The organism is Castellaniella sp., assembly GCF_047971665.1.
Lineage (GTDB): Bacteria > Pseudomonadota > Gammaproteobacteria > Burkholderiales > Burkholderiaceae_B > Castellaniella.
Window position 1 is genome coordinate 85,591 of sequence record NZ_JBKEAA010000013.1, and the last position, 22,164, is coordinate 107,754.

The 22,164-nt window shown below is 62.9% G+C and carries 22 protein-coding genes and 1 pseudogene; 18 read left to right on the top strand and 5 right to left on the bottom strand.

Going from position 1 to position 22,164, the window contains the following annotated elements; genetic code table 11:
- Positions 1-81: 81 nt before the first annotated feature.
- On the top strand, positions 82-840 hold the full coding sequence (locus ACK5JE_RS04545; protein ID WP_416800511.1) for a CoA pyrophosphatase: 759 nt from the start codon (positions 82-84) through the stop codon (positions 838-840).
- A 77-nt stretch (positions 841-917) separates the two neighbouring features.
- On the opposite strand, the gene rsgA is transcribed toward ACK5JE_RS04545, so the two are convergent.
- Both rsgA and ACK5JE_RS04555 read right to left on the bottom strand, forming a co-directional pair.
- Complete coding sequence (rsgA, locus tag ACK5JE_RS04550) at positions 918-1,820, bottom strand: ribosome small subunit-dependent GTPase A (RefSeq protein ID WP_416800512.1); 903 nt, start codon at positions 1,818-1,820, stop codon at positions 918-920.
- Positions 1,810-3,054 (bottom strand): M48 family metallopeptidase, encoded by a 1,245-nt coding sequence (locus ACK5JE_RS04555; RefSeq protein WP_416800513.1) that lies wholly within the window; start codon positions 3,052-3,054, stop codon positions 1,810-1,812. The genes rsgA and ACK5JE_RS04555 overlap by 11 nt, the downstream gene beginning before the upstream one ends.
- Before the next feature lie 55 nt (positions 3,055-3,109).
- On the opposite strand from ACK5JE_RS04555, the gene orn reads away from it, so the two are divergent.
- The 5 genes from orn (at position 3,110) to pgsA (ending at position 7,657) form a co-directional block, all read left to right on the top strand.
- Entirely contained in the window at positions 3,110-3,655 is a 546-nt protein-coding gene (orn, locus tag ACK5JE_RS04560) for an oligoribonuclease (protein WP_416800514.1), read from the top strand.
- A gap of 64 nt (positions 3,656-3,719) precedes the next feature.
- Positions 3,720-4,160, top strand: a complete 441-nt coding sequence (gene acpS / locus ACK5JE_RS04565; protein WP_416800515.1) for a holo-ACP synthase — start codon at positions 3,720-3,722, stop codon at positions 4,158-4,160.
- Complete coding sequence (nagZ, locus tag ACK5JE_RS04570) at positions 4,157-5,233, top strand: beta-N-acetylhexosaminidase (RefSeq protein ID WP_416800516.1); 1,077 nt, start codon at positions 4,157-4,159, stop codon at positions 5,231-5,233. The genes acpS and nagZ overlap by 4 nt, the downstream gene beginning before the upstream one ends.
- On the top strand, positions 5,196-7,019 hold the full coding sequence (uvrC, locus tag ACK5JE_RS04575; protein ID WP_416800517.1) for an excinuclease ABC subunit UvrC: 1,824 nt from the start codon (positions 5,196-5,198) through the stop codon (positions 7,017-7,019). The genes nagZ and uvrC overlap by 38 nt, the downstream gene beginning before the upstream one ends.
- Before the next feature lie 68 nt (positions 7,020-7,087).
- The gene (gene pgsA, locus ACK5JE_RS04580) at positions 7,088-7,657 is read left to right on the top strand and encodes a CDP-diacylglycerol--glycerol-3-phosphate 3-phosphatidyltransferase (protein WP_416800518.1); all 570 of its coding nucleotides are present in this window, start codon (positions 7,088-7,090) and stop codon (positions 7,655-7,657) included.
- A 26-nt stretch (positions 7,658-7,683) separates the two neighbouring features.
- On the opposite strand, the gene queF is transcribed toward pgsA, so the two are convergent.
- On the bottom strand, positions 7,684-8,514 hold the full coding sequence (gene queF, locus ACK5JE_RS04585) for an NADPH-dependent 7-cyano-7-deazaguanine reductase QueF (protein ID WP_416800519.1): 831 nt from the start codon (positions 8,512-8,514) through the stop codon (positions 7,684-7,686).
- Positions 8,515-8,834: 320 nt separating this feature from the next.
- Between queF and aceA the strand changes: the two genes are divergently transcribed.
- From aceA to ACK5JE_RS04630, 9 genes are all read left to right on the top strand, one after another.
- Positions 8,835-10,154, top strand: a complete 1,320-nt coding sequence (gene aceA / locus ACK5JE_RS04590) for an isocitrate lyase (protein ID WP_416800520.1) — start codon at positions 8,835-8,837, stop codon at positions 10,152-10,154.
- A 313-nt stretch (positions 10,155-10,467) separates the two neighbouring features.
- Positions 10,468-11,424, top strand: coding sequence for a hypothetical protein (locus ACK5JE_RS04595; RefSeq protein WP_416800521.1), 957 nt, complete (start codon positions 10,468-10,470; stop codon positions 11,422-11,424).
- Between the two features lie 2 nt (positions 11,425-11,426).
- Positions 11,427-11,588 (top strand): cbb3-type cytochrome oxidase assembly protein CcoS, encoded by a 162-nt coding sequence (ccoS, locus tag ACK5JE_RS04600; protein ID WP_416800522.1) that lies wholly within the window; start codon positions 11,427-11,429, stop codon positions 11,586-11,588.
- A gap of 87 nt (positions 11,589-11,675) precedes the next feature.
- Positions 11,676-13,157, top strand: coding sequence for a cytochrome-c oxidase, cbb3-type subunit I (gene ccoN / locus ACK5JE_RS04605; RefSeq protein ID WP_416800523.1), 1,482 nt, complete (start codon positions 11,676-11,678; stop codon positions 13,155-13,157).
- 10 nt (positions 13,158-13,167) lie between these two features.
- The gene (gene ccoO, locus ACK5JE_RS04610) at positions 13,168-13,824 is read left to right on the top strand and encodes a cytochrome-c oxidase, cbb3-type subunit II (protein WP_416800524.1); all 657 of its coding nucleotides are present in this window, start codon (positions 13,168-13,170) and stop codon (positions 13,822-13,824) included.
- Position 13,825: 1 nt separating this feature from the next.
- Positions 13,826-14,002 (top strand): cbb3-type cytochrome oxidase subunit 3, encoded by a 177-nt coding sequence (locus ACK5JE_RS04615; protein WP_416800525.1) that lies wholly within the window; start codon positions 13,826-13,828, stop codon positions 14,000-14,002.
- Positions 13,995-14,897: a cytochrome-c oxidase, cbb3-type subunit III gene (ccoP, locus tag ACK5JE_RS04620; protein WP_416800526.1), complete on the top strand. Its 903-nt coding sequence runs from the start codon at positions 13,995-13,997 to the stop codon at positions 14,895-14,897. Before ACK5JE_RS04615 ends, ccoP begins: the two co-directional genes overlap by 8 nt.
- Positions 14,898-14,989: 92 nt before the next feature.
- Entirely contained in the window at positions 14,990-16,495 is a 1,506-nt protein-coding gene (gene ccoG, locus ACK5JE_RS04625) for a cytochrome c oxidase accessory protein CcoG (RefSeq protein WP_416800527.1), read from the top strand.
- A gap of 291 nt (positions 16,496-16,786) precedes the next feature.
- The gene (locus ACK5JE_RS04630; RefSeq protein WP_416800537.1) at positions 16,787-17,020 is read left to right on the top strand and encodes a hypothetical protein; all 234 of its coding nucleotides are present in this window, start codon (positions 16,787-16,789) and stop codon (positions 17,018-17,020) included.
- A gap of 27 nt (positions 17,021-17,047) precedes the next feature.
- Here the strand turns inward: ACK5JE_RS04630 and ACK5JE_RS04635 are convergent, their stop codons facing one another.
- Positions 17,048-17,725: a helix-turn-helix domain-containing protein gene (locus ACK5JE_RS04635; RefSeq protein WP_416800528.1), complete on the bottom strand. Its 678-nt coding sequence runs from the start codon at positions 17,723-17,725 to the stop codon at positions 17,048-17,050.
- Positions 17,726-18,078: 353 nt separating this feature from the next.
- On the opposite strand from ACK5JE_RS04635, the gene nirK reads away from it, so the two are divergent.
- The 3 genes from nirK (at position 18,079) to ACK5JE_RS04650 (ending at position 21,629) form a co-directional block, all read left to right on the top strand.
- Entirely contained in the window at positions 18,079-19,488 is a 1,410-nt protein-coding gene (gene nirK / locus ACK5JE_RS04640) for a copper-containing nitrite reductase (RefSeq protein ID WP_416800529.1), read from the top strand.
- 196 nt (positions 19,489-19,684) lie between these two features.
- Positions 19,685-20,236: a MarR family winged helix-turn-helix transcriptional regulator gene (locus ACK5JE_RS04645; protein WP_416800530.1), complete on the top strand. Its 552-nt coding sequence runs from the start codon at positions 19,685-19,687 to the stop codon at positions 20,234-20,236.
- Between the two features lie 49 nt (positions 20,237-20,285).
- Positions 20,286-21,629 (top strand): diaminobutyrate--2-oxoglutarate transaminase, encoded by a 1,344-nt coding sequence (locus tag ACK5JE_RS04650; protein ID WP_416800531.1) that lies wholly within the window; start codon positions 20,286-20,288, stop codon positions 21,627-21,629.
- Between the two features lie 105 nt (positions 21,630-21,734).
- Here the strand turns inward: ACK5JE_RS04650 and ACK5JE_RS04655 are convergent.
- Positions 21,735-22,164, bottom strand: a pseudogene (locus ACK5JE_RS04655) (integrase); the annotation flags it as partial.

A 22,164-nucleotide genomic window follows, 5' to 3' on the forward strand; every position in this document is an offset into this window, starting at 1 on the left:
GGATCATCCCAGGGCACCCGTTCGGGTGCCCTTGTTTTTCCTGCGTGTTCGAGCCGCGCGGAACTTTACTGTCGGGATTCCATGTCGTATCGGATGCCGGGATCGAGCGAGGCGCGCGTCGCCGGCTTCGATCCTCAGGTTCAGCCTGTTCTGCCTACCACGCCGTTGCCGCCGCTGTCGCCGGCCTGTCTCCGGCTCGATGTCATTCGCCAGGCATTCCGGCATCCGGCCGACTGGCAGGTCGAACCCCTGTTTGCTCAATCCTTCATCCCGGGCGGAGACTCATATGTCCGCGCGCGCCAGGCCGCTGTCCTGATGCCGCTGGTTCAGCGCGAGGCGGGACTGTACATGTTGTTCACCCGCCGCGCCGAACACTTGCACGACCATGCAGGGCAGATCAGTTTTCCCGGAGGGCGAATCGAATCCTCGGACAGCGGGCCGGTCGCGGCCGCCATCCGCGAGACTCGTGAAGAAATCGGCGTCGAGTCACGCTTCATCGATATTTTCGGCACACAACCGACATTGCTGACCACGACGCAATTCCTGATGACGCCTGTGGTTGGCGAGCTGTTGCCGGGTTTCCGGATCCGGCCGGATGAAGCGGAGGTCGCCGAGGTCTTCGAGGTGCCGCTGGCCTTCCTGATGGACCCCGGCAGGCATGCGTTGCACCGAATGGAGTCTTCGCTGGGGCATGGGCGATGTTATTTCGCTATCCGCTGGCAGTCTCATTTCATCTGGGGCGCGACGGCGATCCTGATCCGCAACCTGTACTATTTCCTGGCTGCGTCGCAAGGGATGGCGGTTCCGGGGACGGCGGCCGCCGGCAATCGCGGGACCTGATTCACAGACACACTCGCAGGGCAGGCTGTTGAGGCCAGGTCGCGGAGGAATCCATTTTTCAGGCGGTGCGAACTTTGCTAATACCGCCTCGCCGCCTCGTTTTCTTCCAGGATGCGCATGTAGAGGGCGTGACGTTCTGTGCTGATGTCGCCCCGCTGGATGGCTGCCAGCACACCGCAGCCCGGTTCGTGGCGGTGCGTGCAGTTGTAAAAGCGGCACTCGGTGATCGGCGCGGCAAATTCCGGGAATCCTTGTTCGATGTCGTGAGCGGTCAGGTGCTGCAGGCCAAATGCCTGGAAACCGGGCGAGTCGATCAGGCCGCCGCCGCCTGGAAGAGGGTAGAGTTGCGTGCGTGTCGTGGTGTGACGGCCCGTGCCCAGTGCCTCGGAGTGCGCTTGGGTCGCCGCCAGTGCGTCGGGGACCAGTGCGTTGAGCAGGGTGGATTTGCCCATGCCGCTCTGGCCCAGCAGCAGGGTGAGGCGATCCTTCAGCCGGGGCGCCAGCCGGGTCTGGATCTGGTCGTTATCCAGAGCGCTGAGCATGAGGACCGGCGTGCCCAGCACCTCGATCGTTGCCAGCCGCGCGCGGGCGGCGGCTGCGCCGGGCAGGTCGGCCTTGTTCAGGATGATGAGCGCCGGGACCTCCGCGCCGGCGGCCGCCACCAGGGCGCGGCCGGTGAGGTCGTCGGAGAATTCAGGCTCGGGGGCCAGCACCAGGAGCAGCAGGTCGATGTTGGCGGCGAACTGCTTGCTGCGCTGAGCGTCGGATCGGTAGAACAGGTTGCGGCGCGGCAGGATGTCGAGGATGACCCCCTCCTGGCGGCTCTCGGGGCGCACGCGCACCTGGTCGCCCACGGCCGGGCCGGCCTTCTTTCCGCGCGTGTAGCACTGACGCTGGCCGCCCCCTTCGATTTCGACATCGTAGTGGCGTCCGTGGGCGGCGACGACGCGACCCCGCAGCGCGGCAGGTTCAGCCATCATGCAGATGCGCGATGCGCACAGGAGCTGGCGGATGGCTGTCGTACCAGGCGGAATGGATCGGATCGGGTGTCAGGGTGGCGGCGTTGTCGTCGTAGAGCTTGACCAGCGCGCTGGACAGCGGCGCTGCGCCGCATTGTTGTACCGCATAGCGGTCGGCCTGGAATTCGTCGCGGCGTGACAGCAGGCTGACGATGGGCGCGGACCAGAATGTCAGGACCGGCAGCGCCAGCATGAACAGGACCAGCGCCAGTCCGTCGTTGGGGCGGCCCAGTTGCGGAATGACGCCCAGGCCGGTGTAGAACCAGAGTTGTGTGGACAGCCAGGCCAGCAGGTGCAACAGCACACCGGCCGTCACGAAACTGACGATGATGCGCTTGAGAATATGACGGTGGGCGAAATGCCCCAGTTCGTGAGCCAGGACGGCTTCGACCTCATCGGTGTTCAGGTGTGCCAGCAGCGTATCGAAGAACACGATGCGGCGATGGCGGCCAAAGCCGGTGAAATAGGCGTTGCCGTGGGCGGACCGCCGCGACCCGTCCATGACGAACAGCCCCGACAGGCCGAAATGGCAGCGTCTGGCCAGGGCGTGGATGCGTTGGCCAAGCTCGGGATCGTCCAGTGGGGTGAAGCGGTTGAACAGCGGTGCGATGAAGCTGGGATACAGCCACAGGACCAGCAGGTTGAAGCCGACCCAGACGCCCCAGGCCCACCAGGCCCAGTCGGTGCCGGCCGATTGCATGATCCACAGGATGGCGGCCAGCAGCGGAACTCCCAGCACCAGGGTGACGGCCAGCATCTTGAGTGCGTCGGTGATGAACAGGCGGGGCGTCATGCGGTTGAAGCCGAAACGGGCTTCCAGACGGAAAGTGCGCCAGGCAGAAAAGACCAGCCCGACCGCGCCCAGCAGGGCCAGCACAGCGCCCACCAGTGCCACCTGACGCCAGAGATCGGATTCAATGAGCCGACCCAGGGTCAGATCCAGGATCTGCAGGCCGCCCAGCAGTGTCAGGCCCAGCAGTACGCCGGCTTCGACGATGCGCTCGATCATCGACAGCTGGCATCGGGCCACGGTGTAGTCTGCCGCGCGTTGGTGACTGTGCAGGCCGATCCGGTCGGCAAAGACAGCGGGGACCGCGTCGCGGTGCGCGAGCACATGGTTGATCTGGCGGCGTGCCAGCCAGTAGCGCAGGAGCAGATCGCCCACCAGGCAAATGAGAAACAGGAGGGTCAGCATGTCTGTCCGGCCAATGTGCGAAAATCGGGTCTTTGGAACCTGAGGATTATAGGATATGGCCGCGAATGACCAGCGTCTGATCTGGCTGGACATGGAAATGTCGGGCCTGGACCCCGAAAAGGAACGCGTCCTGGAAATCGCCATGATCGTCACCGAGTCCGACCTGACTCCCGTGGCGCAGGCGCCGGTGCTGGTGATCCGTCAGGATGACGCCGTGCTCGATGGCATGGACAAATGGAATCGGTCCACCCATGGCAAGAGCGGCTTGATCGACAAGGTCAAGGCGTCAACGCTGACCGAATCGCAGGCCGAGGATATCCTGCTGGAATTCCTGGCGCCGCTGGTGCCGCCCGGCAAGTCGCCGATGTGCGGCAACACCATCGGACAGGACCGCCGCTTCATGGTGAAATACATGCCGCGGCTGGAGGCCTACTTCCATTACCGCAATCTGGATGTCAGCACCCTCAAGGAACTGTCCCTGCGCTGGCGACCCGAAGTCTATCGCAGCTTTGTGAAAGCCAGCAAGCACGAGGCCCTGGCCGACATCCAGGAATCGATCGACGAGCTCAAGCACTATCGGGAACATTTCATCCGGCTGTGAACCGCGCCGGGCCGCTCGGGGAGACCCGGACGTCGTGTCATCCCCGTTTCTTCGGAGCCTTTCCGTGTTGTCCAATGGAGCCATCGCCGGTATCGGCACCGACCTGTTGCGGGTCGATCGCATCGAACGGATCTACGCGCGCCACGGCGAGCGCCTCGTGCATCGCATTCTGGGGCCTGACGAGCAGCTCGTGCATCGTCGCCGCCAGACCCGCGACCCGCAGCGGGGCATTCGCTATCTGGCGACCCGGTTTGCAGCCAAGGAGGCTTTCTCCAAGGCTATCGGACTGGGCATCCACATGCCCATGACCTGGTCTCGGGTGCAGATTCTGAACCAGCCCGGCGGGGCGCCTGAAATCCATCTGTCGGGCCCGCTGTCCGACTGGTACGTCACCCGTTTCGGTCGGGCGCATGTGTCCATGACCGATGAGGCCGACATGGTGGCGGCCTTCGTCCTCATCGAAACGCTGCCTGCCGGCCCGCATTCCAAGGAAAATACAGCATGACCACACAACAGAACACGCACGCCGAGGCGTGCGCCGCCATGCCGCCCGGCCCTGTCATGGTGGATGTCGCCGGCCTGGAGCTGACGCAGGCCGAGCGTGCGCGACTGCGTCATCCGCAGGTGGGTGGCGTGATTCTGTTCACGCGCAATTTTTCCGATCGCACCCAGCTTGCCGCGCTGTGCGCCGCGATTCACGATGCGCGCGATGAACCCTTGCTGATTGCCGTGGACCACGAGGGTGGCCGGGTGCAGCGTTTCCGCGCCGATGGCTTTACGCCGCTGCCGGCGATGCGGGTCTTCGGCCAGTGGTACGACCGGGATCCTCAGGCGGCCTTACACGCGGCCACCGAGACCGGTTTCGTGCTGGCCAGCGAACTGCGGGCCTGCGGGGTGGATTTCAGCTTTACGCCGGTGCTGGATCTGGATTACGGCGTCAGCCAGGTGATCGGCAACCGGGCCTTGCATGAGGATCCGGCCATCGTGGCACTGCTGGCCCGCGCGCTGGTTCAGGGCCTGTCACAGGCCGGCATGGCGGCCTGTGGCAAACACTTTCCCGGCCATGGCGCGGTGGCGGCCGATTCCCATCTTGCGATTCCCGTGGACGGGCGCGCGCTCAATGAGATCATGGACGCCGATGCGGCACCCTACCGCTGGCTGGGCGATCTGACGTTGCCGGCCGTCATGCCGGCCCATGTCATTTATCCCCAGGTGGCGCCCGAGCCGGCGGGATTCTCACGCCGCTGGGTGACCGACATCCTGCGCGGCCAGCTGGCCTACGACGGCGTCGTGTTCTCGGATGATCTCACCATGGAAGGCGCGAGCGTGGCCGGCGACATCCGGGCCAGGGCCCGGGCCGCGCTGGCGGCTGGCTGCGACATGGTGCTGGTCTGCAACCGTCCCGATCTGGCCGATGAACTGCTGATGGCGCTGGCGGATCGTCCGTTGGATCCGGAGGCGGTACGCCGCATTCGCCGCCTGATGCCCGCACGCCCCGCGCCCGACTGGTCGCGGCTGTTGTCCGATCCGAGGTATCTCCGTGCCCGAAGCCTTCGATCTGAAAGCCTTTCTGTCTGACCTGCCACACCTGCCGGGGGTCTATCGGCATCTCGACGCTCAGGGTGAAGTCCTGTACGTCGGCAAGGCGCGCGACCTGAAGCGCCGCGTCAGCTCTTATTTCCAGAAAGCCGGGCATGGTCCGCGCATCGAGCACATGCTGGCGCGAGTTGTGCGGACCGAGATCACGGTCACGCGCACAGAGGCCGAGGCGCTGATCCTGGAAAACAATCTGATCAAGCGCCTCAAACCCCGCTACAACATTCTTTTCAGAGACGACAAGTCCTACCCCTACCTGCATCTGACGGCGCACGAGGCCGCGCGCATCGTGTATTACCGGGGCAGCACGCATGGTCCGGGCCGGTTCTTCGGGCCTTATCCCAACTCCTGGGCGGTGCGCGAGACCATCCAGATCCTGCAGCGGGTCTTTCGCCTGCGCACCTGTGAGGACAGCGTCTACGCGCATCGCACGCGTCCGTGCCTGCTCCACCAGATCGGCCGCTGCTCGGCGCCCTGCGTCAATCTGATCTCGCCCGAGGACTACCGGGCCGATGTCGAACGCGCCATCCGTTTTCTGGAAGGCCGGGCCAGCGAGATGCTGGAAGAGATCGAGCGGCGCATGACCGCCGCCGCCGGGCGCCAGGATTTCGAGCAGGCCGCCGCGTTGCGCGACCAGATGCGCGCGCTGGCAAAGGTCCTGCAGCAGCAGACCATGGAGCAGGTGGGCGACGACAGTGCCGACATCATCGCGGTGGAACTGGCTGGCGGGCGCGTCTGCGTCAATCTGGCGATGGTGCGCGCTGGCCGCCACCTGGGCGACAAGCCGCTGTTTCCCACCCAGGCGCAGGATGAATCCGCCGAGGAGGTGCTGAGCGCCTTCGTGGCGCAGCACTATGCCGACAATCCCGCGCCGCCCGTGCTGGTGTGTTCGCACCCCCTGTCCGATCCCGATCTGGCCGTGCTGCTGGCCGAGCAGCACGGCCATCGCATCCGCGTCCTGACCCGGCCGCAGGGGGCGCGGCGCGCCTGGCTGGCCCAGGCGCAGCGCAACGCCCAGATGGCGCTGGCGCAGCGCCTGTCCGAATCCAGTGCGCGCGAGGCGCGTACGCGGGCCCTGGCCGTCGAGCTGGACCTGGATACGGATGATGATGTGCTCGACGCGCTGCATATCGAATGTTTCGACATCAGCCACACGGCAGGCGAGGCGACCCAGGCATCCTGTGTGGTCTATCGGCATCATGCCATGCAGTCGTCGCTGTATCGGCGCTTCAATATCGCGGGCATCGAGCCGGGTGACGACTATGCGGCCATGCGTCAGGCATTGACGCGGCGCTATGCCCGGGTGGCCGACGGCGAGGCCGAGATGCCCGATGTGGTGCTCATCGATGGAGGCGAGGGCCAGGTCGGGGTCGCGCATCAGGTCTTTGTCGAACTGGGCCTGGACGTCAGCCGTATCGTCGGGGTCAAGAAGGGCGACCACCGCAAGATCGGCCTCGAGACCCTGGTGTTTGTCGATGGACGGCCCCCGGTGGCCCTGGGCGTCGAGTCTGCGGCGCTGATGCTGGTCGCGCAGATCCGCGACGAGGCTCACCGTTTTGCCATCACCGGCATGCGCGCCAAGCGGGCCAAGGCGCGCAATGTCTCGCGGCTGGAGGACATCGAAGGCGTGGGACGGCAGCGGCGCCGGAACCTGCTGGCCCGCTTCGGCGGCTTCAGTGGCGTCGTGGATGCCAGCATCGATGAATTGCGTGGCGTCGAGGGCATTTCCGAGGCGCTGGCCGAGCGCATCTATCATGCGCTGCGGTGACCTGCGCGGCGGGTGACGATCCGCCGCCCGGACGGCGGACGATTCCTTAGGGTAGTATTACGCCTATCATGCCGTTCAACGTCCCCATCGCTCTGACCTGGCTGCGCATTGCCATGATCCCCCTGGTCGTGGGGCTGTACTATCTGCCGTCCGAGTGGACGGGATCGGGCTGGCGCGATACGGCCGCGGCACTGGCCTTCATTGTGGCTGCGGTCACGGACTGGCTGGATGGCTGGCTGGCGCGGCGCTGGAATCAGACGTCGGCCTTCGGGGCGTTCCTGGATCCGGTGGCCGACAAACTGATGGTCTGCGCGGCGCTGCTGATCCTGCTGAATCTGGGCCGTGTCGACTCGCTGATCGCGCTGGTGATCATCGGCCGCGAAATCACCATTTCCGCCTTGCGCGAATGGATGGCAAAGATCGGCGCCAGCAGCAGCGTGGCCGTCCACTGGCTGGGTAAATTCAAGACCGCGGCACAGATGATCGCCATCCCGTGCCTGTTGTACTGGCATCCCCTCGAAGGGATATCCACCCGCATCGTCGGTCAGGTCCTGATCGTGATCGCCGCCGTGCTGACGGTCTGGTCCATGTGCTACTACCTGAAAAAGGCCTGGCCGGAAATCCGTGACCGGGCCTGATCGACACACGCGCCGATGTCTGCTGCCTATTGCCGCAGGGTGCGCGATTTGCTGATGTCGGTGGGCTGGTGGCTGGCGCGCCAGGGATTGATGTCCAGTCCGCCGCGCCGGGTATAGCGCGCATAGACCAGCAGTTCCTCGGGCGCGCAGCGCTGCATGATTTCCCCGTAGATCTTTTCCACGCACAGCTCGTGGAATTCCTGGTGATGGCGCAGCGATACGATGTAGCGCAGCAGCCCGGCGTGATCGATGCGCGGGCCGGCATAGCGGATCTGCAGACTGGCCCAGTCCGGCTGTCCGGTGACCGGGCAATTGGATTTCAGCAACTCGGAGACCAGGATTTCGCGCACGAAGGGGGCGGGTTCCGACAGCACCAGATGGTCGGGTCGGGGGCTCCGGTCAGGCTCGAAATCCAGGTCCTGATCGTCGATGGAGGTGCCGCGCAACGGCACGCAGCTGAGCTCGAAGGCGGGCCGCACCGAAAGCATCTCGACATGCACGGGTTTGCCGCAGACGCGGGACAGATCGGTGTGCAGGCGCTGACGGATGATGTCGGCGTGTTCGAAGCGTTCTTCGTTGTAGCTGTTCAGATAGAGTTTGAATGATTTGGACTCGATCAGGTTGTCGCTGTCCATCGGGATGGTGAAACGGCCGATCGCTACGATCGGCTTGCCCTTGTCATTCAGCCAGGACAGCTCATAGGCGTTCCAGATATCGGCGCCATGGACGGCCAGGGGCAGTGTCCGCCCGGCGCGGGTGTCGGCTCGGGCGATCGGGAACAGCAGAGTCGGATCGTAGTGTGTCGGTCCCGGGGTGGCGCGCCCCAGCGGACTGGCGGAAAGAGAATCTGGATGCATGTCGTCTTGCGTGTAACGGTCTGATGCGCCCTGGAATGCAGGCGGGCTTTCTCATTCTACCGGTTTGGTCATTTTCTTCCGTTTTTTCACATGATGATATTTTCTTTTCATGATATGAAAATTAAATGCTGCGCTGCGTCTTTTTGATTTTCATTTTAAGAAATGTATTTTCATAACATGGAATATAAATTTTATATCTTTGATTTATAAGGTAGAAATTTTATATCTTATATAAGATAGAAGTGCTGTGTGCGGCGCATCAACGGCGTAGACTGTATTCCATCGACGAAACGGTTTTCTTCTCTCTTAGGAGCCTCATCATGACCATTCGTGAAACCGAAGTGCGCAACCTCCAACGTAGCTGGGCCGAAGACGCCCGCTGGCAAGGCATCAAACGAGGCTATGGTGCCGATGAAGTGGTGCGGCTGCGAGGCTCGGTGGTGGTGGAGCACACGCTGGCGCGGCGCGGTGCGGAGCGCCTCTGGGACTTGCTGCACACCGAGGACTTCGTCAATGCGCTGGGGGCGCTGACCGGCAATCAGGCCATGCAGCAGGTCAAGGCAGGCCTCAAGGCAATCTATCTGTCCGGCTGGCAGGTGGCGGGGGACGCCAACATTGCTGGTGAGATGTATCCGGATCAGTCGCTGTACCCGGCCAATTCCGTCCCCAGCGTGGTCAAGCGCATCAATAACTCGCTGACGCGCTGTGATCAGATCCAATGGATGGAGGGCAAGAATCCGGGAGACGAAGGCTACATCGATTATTTCGCCCCGATCGTGGCGGATGCCGAGGCCGGGTTCGGCGGGGTGCTCAACGCCTTCGAACTGATGAAAGCCATGATCGAGGCGGGCGCCGCCGGCGTGCACTTCGAGGATCAGCTGGCCTCCGTCAAGAAATGCGGCCACATGGGTGGCAAGGTGCTGGTGCCCACCCGCGAGGCCGTGGCCAAGCTGGTGTCCGCCCGTCTGGCCGCCGACGTGCTGAATGTGCCGACGCTGCTGGTGGCGCGGACGGATGCCGAGGCCGCTGACCTGCTGACCAGCAACATCGACGAGAATGATGCGCCTTTCGTCACGGGTGAACGTACGGTCGAAGGCTTTTACCGCACCCGCGCCGGGCTGGATCAGGCGATTTCCCGGGGCCTGGCCTACGCACCCTACGCGGATCTGATCTGGTGCGAGACCTCCACGCCCAACCTGGAATATGCGCGCAAGTTCGCCGAAGCCATCCACCGCCAGTTTCCGGGCAAGATGCTGGCCTACAACTGCTCGCCCTCGTTCAACTGGAAGAAAAATCTGGATGACGCGACGATCGCCAAGTTCCAGCGCGAGCTGGGCGCCATGGGCTACAAGTTCCAGTTCATCACGCTGGCCGGCTTCCACGCCCTGAACTACGGCATGTTCGAGCTGGCCCACGGCTATGCCCGCACCCAGATGAGCGCCTTCGTGGAGCTGCAACAGAAGGAATTCACTGCGGCGGACAAAGGCTTCACGGCCGTCAAGCATCAGCGCGAAGTCGGGGTGGGCTACTTCGACGCCGTGACCCAGACCATCGAGGGCGGCCAATCGTCCACGACGGCGCTGACCGGCTCGACCGAGGAAGCCCAGTTCGATCAGGCGGGCGAAAAGCAGGTGGCCTGATCACGACGATTTGAGAGAGGACGGGTGACGGGAGAATCCAGGCGCTCTCCATGAGCGGCCTGGAGGAGAGGCGTCACTCGTGATGTGCTTTCGGGAAGGCCTGTGCCTTCCCGTTTTTTTATCATCGGCGGCTGTTTTGCGACAGAGGCCGCCTGTTGTTGTCCGTCTTTCCCGGGAAAATCGCCGGAGATCTCCGCCAGTGTTGTAAAAATGTTTAATCTTCAATAGATTCTCTGCCGGCAAGCCGGCGGCCCGGTGCGCGTTGTTGATATACATCAAGGTTCACGCCTGGCCGGCTGACTATAGTTCCTTTATGCGTACACCTTCTCTTTTCACTCCCCCGCCGGACATGTCGGACGCCATGCGTCATGAGCGGCGGCACATGCTGGCCCGGACCGGGCTGGCCTGGCTGGTGATGATGCAGGTCATGATGCTGGCTTTTCCTGGCTACCTGCGCCATGGCGTGCGCGCCCCCGATGCCCAGCAGTCCCTGGAACAGGCCATCGTGCTGATGAACTGGCTCAGCCTGATCCTGTGCGTTCCGCTGGTCCTGTATTGCGCCTGGCCGGTCTGGCGTGGCGCCTGGCGCACGTTGTCGCAGCGCCGCATCGGCATGGATGTGCCGGTGGCGCTGGGCATCCTTGCTGCTTTCGTGCCCAGCGCCGTGGCCACCTGGCATGACGCCGGAGAGGTCTATTTTGATTCGGTGTCCATGTTCGTCGCCTTTCTGCTGACGGCGCGGTTCCTGGAAACCTGTGCCCGCCAGGCCGTCAGTGGCCTGCCTCATGCGGGCCGGGACGCCGACTTGCTGCGCTCGGCCGATCGTCTGGCTTTCTGGTTCGTCTGTGTGCAGATTGCTCTGGCCGCGCTGGTGGGCCTGTATTGGTGGCACACGCAGCCCGGTCAGGCGCTTGCCGTGACGGTCGCGCTGCTGGTCATGAGCTGTCCCTGTGCGCTGTCGATGTCGGTTCCCGCCGCGCTGGCGGCCCGTCATGCGGTGCGCCTGCGCGCGGGGGGGGGGGCGGACGACGGCGCCGATTCTGCCGTGCTGGATCAGGCCATGCGGCGCGTCGCGCGCCAGAATCTCGGCGGGTCGCTGGCCTGGCATTTGCTGATGGTACCCCTGGCGGCCTGTGGCTGGGTACAGCCCTGGGTGGCTGCCATCACCATGTTGTTGTCGTCTTTGGCGGTTGCGGCCAATGCCTGGCGTCTGACGCGTCCAGCCGTCAGCGCGATGGCCCGGCGGCGGACGGCTGCCCAGCCGGTGTGACCATGGATGCCTTGTTCCTGCTGCTGCCGATTTCACTGCTGTTCGTTCTGGGAATCGGCGTGGCGTTCTGGTGGGCGATCTTTGCCGGCCAGTTCGATGATACCCGGGATGCGGCCAATGCCGTTCTGGACGATGATGATCGCACCCACACTGAAACGCCTTGACTTAAATCAAAGATGTTTCGGGGCAGGTAAGACATTATTCTTCTTTTCAAAAATTCATAACTTAACCTTGTTCTGAGGGGAACGCTTATGGGCACGACCGGCCACGCCGGGACACCGGCCGAAACCTTCAATTACGGTGTCGTCAGACAGTTCACCATCGCCACGATCTTCTGGGGCGTGGTGGGGATGGCTGTCGGGGTCTTGATCGCATCACAGCTGATCTGGCCGGAGTTGAACTTCAACACGCCGTGGCTCAGCTACGGGCGGCTGCGGCCGTTGCACACCAACGGGGTGATCTTCGCCTTCGGTGGCAGCGCCTTGTTCGCCACGTCCTACTATGTCGTGCAGCGGACCTGTCAGGTGCGGCTGTTTTCCGACAAATTGGCTGCCTTTACCTTCTGGGGCTGGCAGGCCGTGCTGGTCGGTGCCGTGATCACGCTGCCCCTGGGGTATACCTCGACCAAGGAATACGCCGAGCTCGAATGGCCTCTGGACATCCTGATCACGCTGGTCTGGGTTGCGTACGCCATCGTGTTCTTCGGCACCATCGTCAAGCGTCGCGTCAAGCATATCTATGTGGCGAACTGGTTCTTCGGATCCTACATCCTGACGATCGCCATCCTGCACATCTTCAACAACGTCGAGATTCCGGTGTCGATGTGGAAGTCCTATTCCGCCTACAGCGGGGTGCAGGACGCCATGGTGCAGTGGTGGTACGGGCATAATGCGGTGGGCTTTTTCCTGACCACCAGCTTCCTGGGCATGATGTATTACTTCGTGCCCAAGCAGGCCGGTCGCCCGATCTATTCCTATCGCCTGTCGATCGTGCACTTCTGGGCCCTGGCCTTTACCTATATGTGGGCCGGGCCGCACCATCTGCTGTACACCTCGCTGCCGGACTGGACCCAGTCGCTGGGGATGGCGTTCTCGCTGATTCTGCTGGCCCCGTCGTGGGGGGGCATGATCAACGGCATCATGACCGTCTCGGGCGCCTGGCACAAGCTGCGCACCGATCCCATCCTGAAATTCCTGGTGGTGGCGCTGTCCTTCTACGGCATGGCGACCTTTGAAGGCTCGATGATGTCGATCCGCACCGTCAATGCCCTGTCCCATTACACCGACTGGACGATCGGCCACGTGCATGCCGGCGCCCTGGGCTGGGTGGCCATGATCACCTTCGGCTCGCTGTACTACCTGATCCCGCGCCTGTATGGCCGCGAGAGCATGGCCCGCCCCGAATTGATCAACCTGCATTTCTGGCTGGCAACGCTGGGTGTGGTGCTGTACATCGCCTCGATGTGGATTGCGGGCGTGATGCAGGGCCTGATGTGGCGCGCCACCGGCGCGGACGGGATGCTGACCTACAGCTTCGTCGAGGTCGTGAAGTCCACCTATCCGTTCTACATCATCCGCATGCTGGGTGGCCTGTTCTTCCTGACGGGCATGAGTCTGATGGCCTGGAATACCTGGCTGACGGTGCGCGGTCAGCCCCGGGTGAATCCGGTGGTGCCTCTGGAAAATCCGGACGCCCGCGCCATCCCCCTATCCACCGTGCCGGCATCGGCCTGAGGAGTTGACCATGTCGGGTACTAAAAAACGCTTCTCCCATGAAATGCTGGAGCGCAACGTCGGCCTGCTGATCATCTTCAGCATTCTGGTGGTGTCATTCTCTGGCCTGGTGCAGATCATTCCGCTGTTCTTTCAGCACTCCACCACCACGGCGGTCGAGGGGGTCAAGCCCTACGAGGCCCTGCGGCTGGTGGGGCGTGACGTCTACATCCGCGAAGGCTGCGTGGGCTGCCATTCTCAGCAGATCCGCAAGCTGCAGTCCGAGGTTCAGCGCTACGGCCCTTATTCGATCGCCGCCGAATCAGTCTATGACCATCCCTTCCTTTGGGGCTCCAAGCGCACCGGTCCGGACCTGGCTCGCGTCGGCCAGCGCTACTCCGATGAATGGCATCGCATCCACCTGCGCAATCCGCGCAATGTGGTCAAGGAATCCAACATGCCGGCTTATCCCTGGTTGCAGCGCAACTCGGTCGAAGGCGCCGATGTCCAGGAGCGCATGAAGGCGCTGCGCGTGCTGGGAGTTCCCTACACGGACGAGGAAATCGCCGCCGCGCCCGAGCAGCTCGAGGGCAAGACCGAGGAAGACGCCGTCGTGGCCTATCTTCAGGGCCTGGGCGTGGGCGGTCGTGCTGCCGCGCAGCAGTCCATGATCAACGGGGGGCGCTGACATGCTTGGCCTCATCAACGGGATCGTGACCGTGCTGGCGATGGTCACATTCTTCGGCATCGCATGGTGGGCCTGGTCGACGCACCGCGTCGAGGCCAACCGCAGGGCGGCGATGCTGCCCTTCGCCTTGCCCGAGGAGTATCAGAACGACAAAAATACCGGGGAACCACATGAGTGATTTCGTCAGCAGTTTCTGGAGCTACTACATCGCGGTCATTGCCCTGGGCGGGATCGCCTGGTGCGTCTACCTGCTGTTTTCTCAGCGCGCCTGGCTCAAGCGCGATGTCGAGCAGGTCGAGAACACCGGCCATGTCTGGGACGGCGACCTGACCGAACTGAACAACCCCGTGCCGCGCTGGTGGACGGTGATGTATCTGGCCCTGTGCATTTTCGCGCTGGGCTACCTGGTGCTTTTTCCGGGACTGGGCAGCTGGAAAGGCATGCTCGGCTTCACGGCGGGTCAGCAGGTGCTGGAGCAGCAGGCGGCGTTCAATGAGCGCATCCAGCCTGTCTACGAGCGCTTTCGTGACATGCCTGTCCAGGATATCGCCAAAGATACCCAGGCCCAGGACATCGGACAGCGCCTGTTCTTGAACAACTGTGCCCAATGTCACGGCTCGGATGCCAGGGGCGGGCGTGGCTTCCCCAATCTGACCGACGGCGACTGGCTGTATGGCGGATCGCCGGAACAGATCCAGCAGACCATCACGGAAGGCCGACACGGGATGATGCCTGCCTGGAGCGCGTCCATCAAGCCCGACGAGGCCTCGGCCATCGCCCAGTATGTCCGTTCCATGTCGGGACTGGCACATGATCCGGTGCGCATCAATGCCGGCAAGCGCGGGTTCGAGACTTTCTGCGTGGCCTGCCACGGCATCGAGGGCAAGGGCAATCAGGCGCTGGGGGCGCCGAACCTGTCCGACGATGTCTGGCTGTATGGCAGTTCCGAAGCCACGATCGTCGAGACCATCCTGAACGGGCGCAGCAATCAGATGCCCGCTCAGAAACAGAACCTGACACCCGAACAGATCCGTTTGTTGACGGCCTGGGTCTGGAGCCAATCCAACCGCTAGCCATCCGGTCGGCCCCCTTCGGGGCCTGCTGACATCCATTCGATTCACCCGGGCCTGTCATTCAGATCAGCCATCCACGGACAGAGGACACCATGCAACAGGATCCCTCCCAGCAGTCTGAAGCTCGGACGCCGAGTGATGCCCCGGCCTGGCAACCCGCCCGCAGAATACGCAAGGGCTCGGGGGGAGGGACGTCTCCTCAGGTCGAAAAAGCGCTGGCCGAGGTCCGCTCGAAAATCTATCCCCGGTCCGTCCAGGGGAATTTCGCGCGCATCCGCGTGCTGATGGTGTTCCTGACTCAGTTGATCTTCTACGGTCTGCCCTGGCTCCAATGGAATGGCCGCCAGGCGGTGCTGTTCGATCTGGGCGCGCGCAAGTTCTATCTGTTCGGCATGGTCCTGTGGCCCCAGGACGTGATCTATCTGGCGGTGCTGCTGGTGCTGTCGGCTTTTGCGCTGTTTCTGTTCACCGCCATGGCCGGGCGTCTGTTCTGTGGCTACGCCTGTCCGCAGACGGTCTATACCGAACTGTTCATGTGGATCGAGACCAAGGTCGAGGGTGACCGCCTGGCCCGTATCCGTCTCGACGAGCAGCCCTGGAATGCCCGCAAGCTGCGCCTCAAGGCCATCAAGCATTTTCTGTGGATCGTTCTGGCCCTGTGGACGGGTTATACCTTCATTGGTTACTTTGCCCCGATCCGCGAGCTGGGCGCGCATCTGATGGCCTTCGAGTTCGGCGCCTGGCAATGGTTCTGGATGCTGTTCTATGCCTTTGCCACCTGGGGCAATGCCGGGTTCATGCGCGAGGCGGTCTGCAAGTACATGTGTCCCTACGCACGGTTCCAGAGCGTGATGGTGGACGATGACACGTTCGTCGTGACCTACGATCATGTGCGTGGCGAGCCGCGTGGTGGCCGTTCGCGCAAGATCGATCACAAAGAAGCCGGCATGGGTGACTGTGTGGACTGCAGCCTGTGCGTGCAGGTCTGTCCGACCGGGATCGACATCCGTGACGGCCTGCAATACATGTGTATCGGCTGTGGCGCCTGTGTCGATGCCTGTGACACGGTGATGGACAAGATGGGCTATGATCGCGGCCTGATTCGCTACACCTCCGGCAATGCCATCACGCAACGCCTGACCCAGCCCCAGGTGCGTCGCCGCATGCTGCGCCCCCGCGTGCTGGCCTATTCGGCGCTGCTGGGAGCCATTGCGATCGCCTTCGTGTTTTCACTGGCCACGCGTACCACCTTGCGGGTGGACGTGATCCGTGACCGGGGCGCTCTGGGCCGAGAGGTCGCCGGCGGCCTGATCGAGAACGTCTACCGGTTGCAGATCATCAACTCGGGCGAGAGCCCGGTCAATCTGGATCTGCGTGCCACGGGCGTGCCGGGCCTGGTGCTGCAGACGGCCGATCAGGGCGCGGCGCAGGTCCGGGTGGACGGATCGGCCAACCGGTTGGTGCCGGTGGTCCTGAGGGCGCCGGCCGACGGGCTCAAGCCCGGCCTGTACGATATCCAGTTCGAAACGACCGGCACACGCGAGTCCGGCGAGACCGCCTCGGTGATCGAGCAATCCAGTTTCTATGTGCCGAATTGAAAGCTGAAAGGAAAGCGTCATGGCATCGAATACGTCGAAAACGGAAGGACTGTCCGAGGGTCGCCCCTGGTGGTGCCATCGCTGGCCCTGGTTGTTGATCCTGGGCCCTGCCGTCTCTGTCATTGGATGTATCATTACCATTGTGCTGGCATTCCAGTCTTACGGTGATCAGGATATTATGGACGGCGGGACCCGGCAGGGTCTGGTCATCAGCGCGCCGTCGTCGCCGCCCGCACAGCGCTGAGTTCACTATCTACCTCTGGGAGACAGGCATTGCATGCACGCGATCTGATGTGGATTCTGTGGCCGTCCTTCCTCATGGCAGGGGTCGCAAGCGCCGTCGTGTTTGCTTTGGTTGATCCCCTGGATATCGTGTTCATGGGGTACCTGCAGGCCAGCCGTCTGACGGTCTATACCGTGGGTTTTTTCTTTTTCTGGATCATGGCGGCGCTGTCCAGCGCGCTGACGCTGCGCATCGCCCCGCGCGGGGTCCAGTTCGATGAGTTCGGCGACCCGATGGAGTAGGGCTGGCCCGTCCGGAGAGGGTCCGGCTCAGCTGCAGTCGGTGCCCGACAGGGCCTGCAGGCCGGATCTGTCCAGAATGTGGACCTCGCGCTGCTGGACCCGGATCAGCCCCTCGCGGGCAAAGCGCGAGAACAGCCGGCTGACGGTCTCCAGGGTCAGGCCCAGAAAATTACCGATCTCTTCGCGGCTCATCCGCAGAATGAATTCGTAGGGCGAATAGCCCAGCAACTGGAGCCGTTGGGACAGGTTCAGCAGGAAAGCCGCCAGGCGCTGCTCCGAGCGCAGGCTGCCCAGGGCCAGCAGCAGCTGATGGGAACGGCTGATTTCCTTGCTCATCAGGCGGCGCAGTTGAGACTGCAGCGAGGGCAGTCGAGTCGTCAGCCGGTCCATTTCGTCCAGCCGGATGATGCAGACCTCGGAGTCTTCCAGGGCGATGGCGTGTGACACCTGTTGTTCTCCCATGAGTCCATCCAGTCCCAGGACCTCGCCGGGCAGCAGGAATCCGGTGATCTGAACCTGGCCGTTCGCATCTTCGATCTGGGTCTTGACCGATCCCGAGCGGACGCCGTAAATGGCATCTGCGGCATCGCCCTGACGGTACAGCGTCCCGCCTTTGGAGAGGCGGAAGCGTTCCTTGACCAGTTCGTCCATCTTGGCCACATCCTGCTGCGTCATACCGAGCGGCAGGCAGATGGCGTTCAGCATGCACGTAGAGCACCGCGTCGATTCGGGTGCTACAGGGATGCGTCTTGGACCATTGGTTCTGCGAGTGGGGCCGGAGGAAGGGGGATCAGCCAACAAAATATAAAGCCTACCAAAAAAAAGGTTGAGGGGAAAGATCCCCCTGACCTGTAAAGGGATTATAAGTTCTTTGTCAGGATATTTGGGATGTGCACTATTCTTTTAGTCGGGTATAGTGGAAAATCCATCCGATATTTGAAATATCAAATAATAATTTTCATTGGCAGAATGCACCATACGGCGGATTGATATAAAAAAATTTTCCTGCATTGTCTTGATAAAAAATATTTCTATGTCAAATAGGCAAAGGGGAAACCATGACATTTATCGGGCGATTGTGGACAAGCGTGCTGCTCTGCGCGGCGAGTCTTGGTCCGGCCGGCCCGGCCTGGGCCGAGCATCCTGGCGCGCCGGAGGGCGCAGAACAGACGGTGACCTATAAACCGGATGTCACCTTCACGTTGCGCACCTCGATTTCTGGCGGCAAGCTGGTATTCGTCGGTGATCGCGGCGCAATCGAGGGCGTCGTCAATCCGGACCTGAAGGTGCCCGAAGGGGCGGTGGTGCAGATCAATCTGGTCAATGGCGACGGCGCCACACACGACATCGCCGTGCCGGAATTCAGTGCGCGGTCGGACCAGATTTCGGGCAAGCGTGCCGCTACGGCCATCGTGTTCCGCGCTGCCAAGAACGGGACGTTCGAATATCTGTGCACGTTGCCGGGACACAAGGCGGCGGGGATGGTGGGCAAAATCATCGTCGGTGAACCATCCACGGAAGTCAAGGTCCAGGCGCCGCAGATCGCGAACGATCCGACCCGCGTCGGTACGCCGGTCGGGAATCGCGGTCCCCGGCAGATCACAGTGGATCTGCTGACCACGGAAATCGAAGGCCGCCTGGGAGACAACAGTACCTATCGGTTCTGGACCTTCAACAATAAGGTGCCGGGGCCGTTCGTCCGGGTACGGGTCGGCGACAGGGTGACCTTCAATCTGTCCAATGCCAAGGAAAGCACGCACATTCACTCGATCGATCTGCATGCGGTCACGGGACCGGGCGGTGGCGCTGCGGTGACCCAGGTGCCGCCGGGGCAGACAAAATCCTTTTCCTTCACGGCGCGGCACGCCGGTCTGTTTGTCTATCATTGCGCCACTCCGATGGTGGCCCAGCACGTCACCAACGGCATGTATGGCCTGATCCTGGTCGAGCCCGAGGGCGGCCTGCCCAAGGTCGATCGTGAGTTCTATGTCATGCAGGGTGAGCTCTACACAGCCCGGACGCATGGCAGCAGCGGTCTGCAGGAGTTCTCGCTGGAGAAACTGCTGGCGGAGAATCCCGAGCACATGATGTTCAACGGCTCGCTGGATGCGCTGACCAAGATCTATCAAATGGAGTCCCAGGTCGGAGATACGGTGCGGATCTTCTTCGGTGTTGGCGGGCCGAACCTGACGTCGAGCTTTCATGTCATCGGTGAGGTCTTCGATCGCGTCTACGACCAGGCCTCGCTGACCAGCAAGCCGCTGACCGATGTGCAGACCACCCTGGTGCCGCCGGGCGGGGCCACGATGGTGGAGTTCAAGACGGACTACCCGGGCCGCTATTTGCTGGTGGATCACGCCCTGTCGCGGATGGAAAAGGGCTTGAGCGGCTTCCTGACCGTCAAGGGCAAGGCTGATGACACGATCTTCCACAGTGATGAGCCGATCGACCCGCATTCAGGGCATTGATCCGGCATGGGCCGGATTCTCCCGGGCCTGATCCTCTCCCGGGCCTGCCGTCATGAAAACGCCTCCGGCAGCGTGAACCGGCCTTTTGAGGCGCAGTTTCACGCTGCCGGAGGCGTTCTGGTCCTTGACCGACATGATTCATGGGCTTATCATTTCAATAGAAATTAGTTGATGCCCATCGAGTTCTCCCTTTCCCATGAATCCCCAGACGGATGCGTCCAGGACGGACGTGCAGCAGGCCTACGACCTGAGAATCCTGCGGGCCTTGCGCCGCATCACCCGCGGCGTGGCATTGCACTCCCGTCAGTTGTCGTCGTGCAGCCACATCACCGGTCCTCAACTGGTCTGCCTGCGGACCGCGATCGAAAAAGGTCCGATGACGGCGACGGCCATCAGCCGGGAGGTGCACGTCAGCGCCAGCACCGTCGTTGGTATTCTGGACCGGCTGGAGGACAAGGGGCTGATCGCCCGTGAACGAGGGCGCGAAGATCGCCGCATCGTGTTCGTCAGCGCCACCGACGCTGGTCGGGATCTGGCGCGGGATACCCCGTTGCCTTTGCAGCAAAAGCTGGCCGAGGCATTGCAGGCGCTGCCGGAACAGGAACAGGCGGCCATGACCCTGTCGCTCGAGCGCGTGGTCGACCTGATCGAGGCCGGCTCTGGACTGATGCCGGCGGCTGATCCCCAATCCTCCATGCTGGACGTTCCGGCGGGCGGGGTCGCACCTGAGTCCGGGTTGGTGGTTTGACGGCTGCCCTGTCCGCGAATGGTCTGGCGCGAGTGCGCCCCTCGGCCGCATGAACCCTGTCAGCGAAGCATCCAGGGACTGGAACGTCTTCGACCGGATGGCGTCGGAGGTCGGCGATTGCGCCGAGGCGTTTCCGGTCACGTTCAGCAAGGCCCGGGGATCGACGCTGTATGACGGGACGGGGCGCTGCTATCTCGATTTTTGCAGTGGCGCGGGCACGTTGAACTATGGCCACAACAATCCAGTCTTGCGTGAGCGCATGCGGGCGTACCTGGCGCGCGACGGCGTGGCGCATGACCTGGACGTGAACGCTCGCGCCAAGCACGATGTCCATGCCAGGAATGATTTTGCGCAGAGCCTGGGTCGGCTGGTGCTCGAACCGCGCCGCCTGGATTACATCCTGCGGTTTCCTGGCCCCTCGGAGACCAACGCGATCGAGGCGGCGCTGAAACTCGCGCGTCGGGCCACGGGGCGGCAGAATGTGATTTCCTTCGCCCACGGTTTTCATGGGATGTCTGGCGGTTCGCTGGCGGCCACGACCGACCGGAGTCTGCATGAGGCGGCCGGTGCGACACTGGGCAACATCAGCTTCATGCCCTATGACGGATATTTTGGCCCCGACGTCAATACCATGGCCTACCTGGAGCGCATGCTGGACGACCCCGACAGCGGCCTGGATCATCCCGCAGCGGTGATTGTCGAGACGGTCCAGGGAGAGGATGGGGTGAACGTGGCCTCGCAATGCTGGCTGCGCGAGCTGGAGCGCTTGTGCCGGCGCCATGACATGCTGCTCATCGTCGACGACATCCAGGTCGGCTGCGGGCGCGCCGGCGGGTTCTTCAGCTTCGAGGCGGCGGGCATTTCTCCCGATATCGTCATTCTGTCGAAATCGCTGTCGGGCTTTGGCCTGCCCTTGTCCCTGTTGCTGTTGCGGCCGGCGCTGGGCGCCTGGTGGACTGGAACGGACAGCCGCACAGAGGGCAATGATCTGGCGTTCGTCGCGGCGACCCAGGTCCTCGAGACCTACTGGGCCGACGGGACCTTGAGCCGCAAGATCGAGGCCAAGGAACGCCTGGTGCGCGACTGGCTGGAGAATCTGGCGCACAGTTGCCAGGATGCGGGCCTGGGAGTGCGGGGGCGCGGACTGATCCAGGCGCTGGTGGTCCCGGTGGGCGACGACCTGGCCGGTCAGATTGCGCGCCGGGCTTTCGAGCAGGGCGTGGTGATCGAGACGGCGGGCGCGCACGATGAGGTGCTGAAGGTGTTGCCGGCGCTGACGATTCCGGATGAACAGTTGCAGCGGGGGCTTGAAATCATCGAGCGCAGTGTCGACGATATCCTGGCGTGCCAGGGACGCCGGCCCCGGCCGGGTCCAGGCCCCGGATTGCCATGAAAAACATGGATCGCCAGGTGGTCAGCGAAGCGAGAGGCTGCTGGAATGCCGGATTCAGTCTTTTCCAAAACACAGATGAGTCTGAACTTGCGGAGAACTGGCGGTTCAGGCGGCCTTGTCGGCGGATCGTCGATGGATGGTTGCAAACAGCGCCGAGCGGGCCTTTTGCAGCTGCTCGGCGGCTTCATTATCACTCATGGCCCGCGCCTCGATGAGCAGGCTCTGTAGGGTGATACCGGGCTTGAGCCCCCGGGCGCGCGCCGGCAGGCTGTGCAGCTTCTCCGGCGGAGTTCGCACGAGCGCTTGAGGGTAGGTGGTGCGGATCTTGCCTTTGGCATCGATCGTCTGCTCGGGAAACAGGCAGGGGCGGAGCAGGTTCAGGTAGGGCACGAGGTGCTGCTCACAGAACGCGTTGATGGGCCGGGCATGCTTTTGCGGGATGTGGGCGTAGCCGAAGGTGCGCCGGATGACCACGCCGTTCTTGGCCTCGACCAGAGCATTGTCGTTACTGTGGCGGGGCCTGGACCTGGTGAAC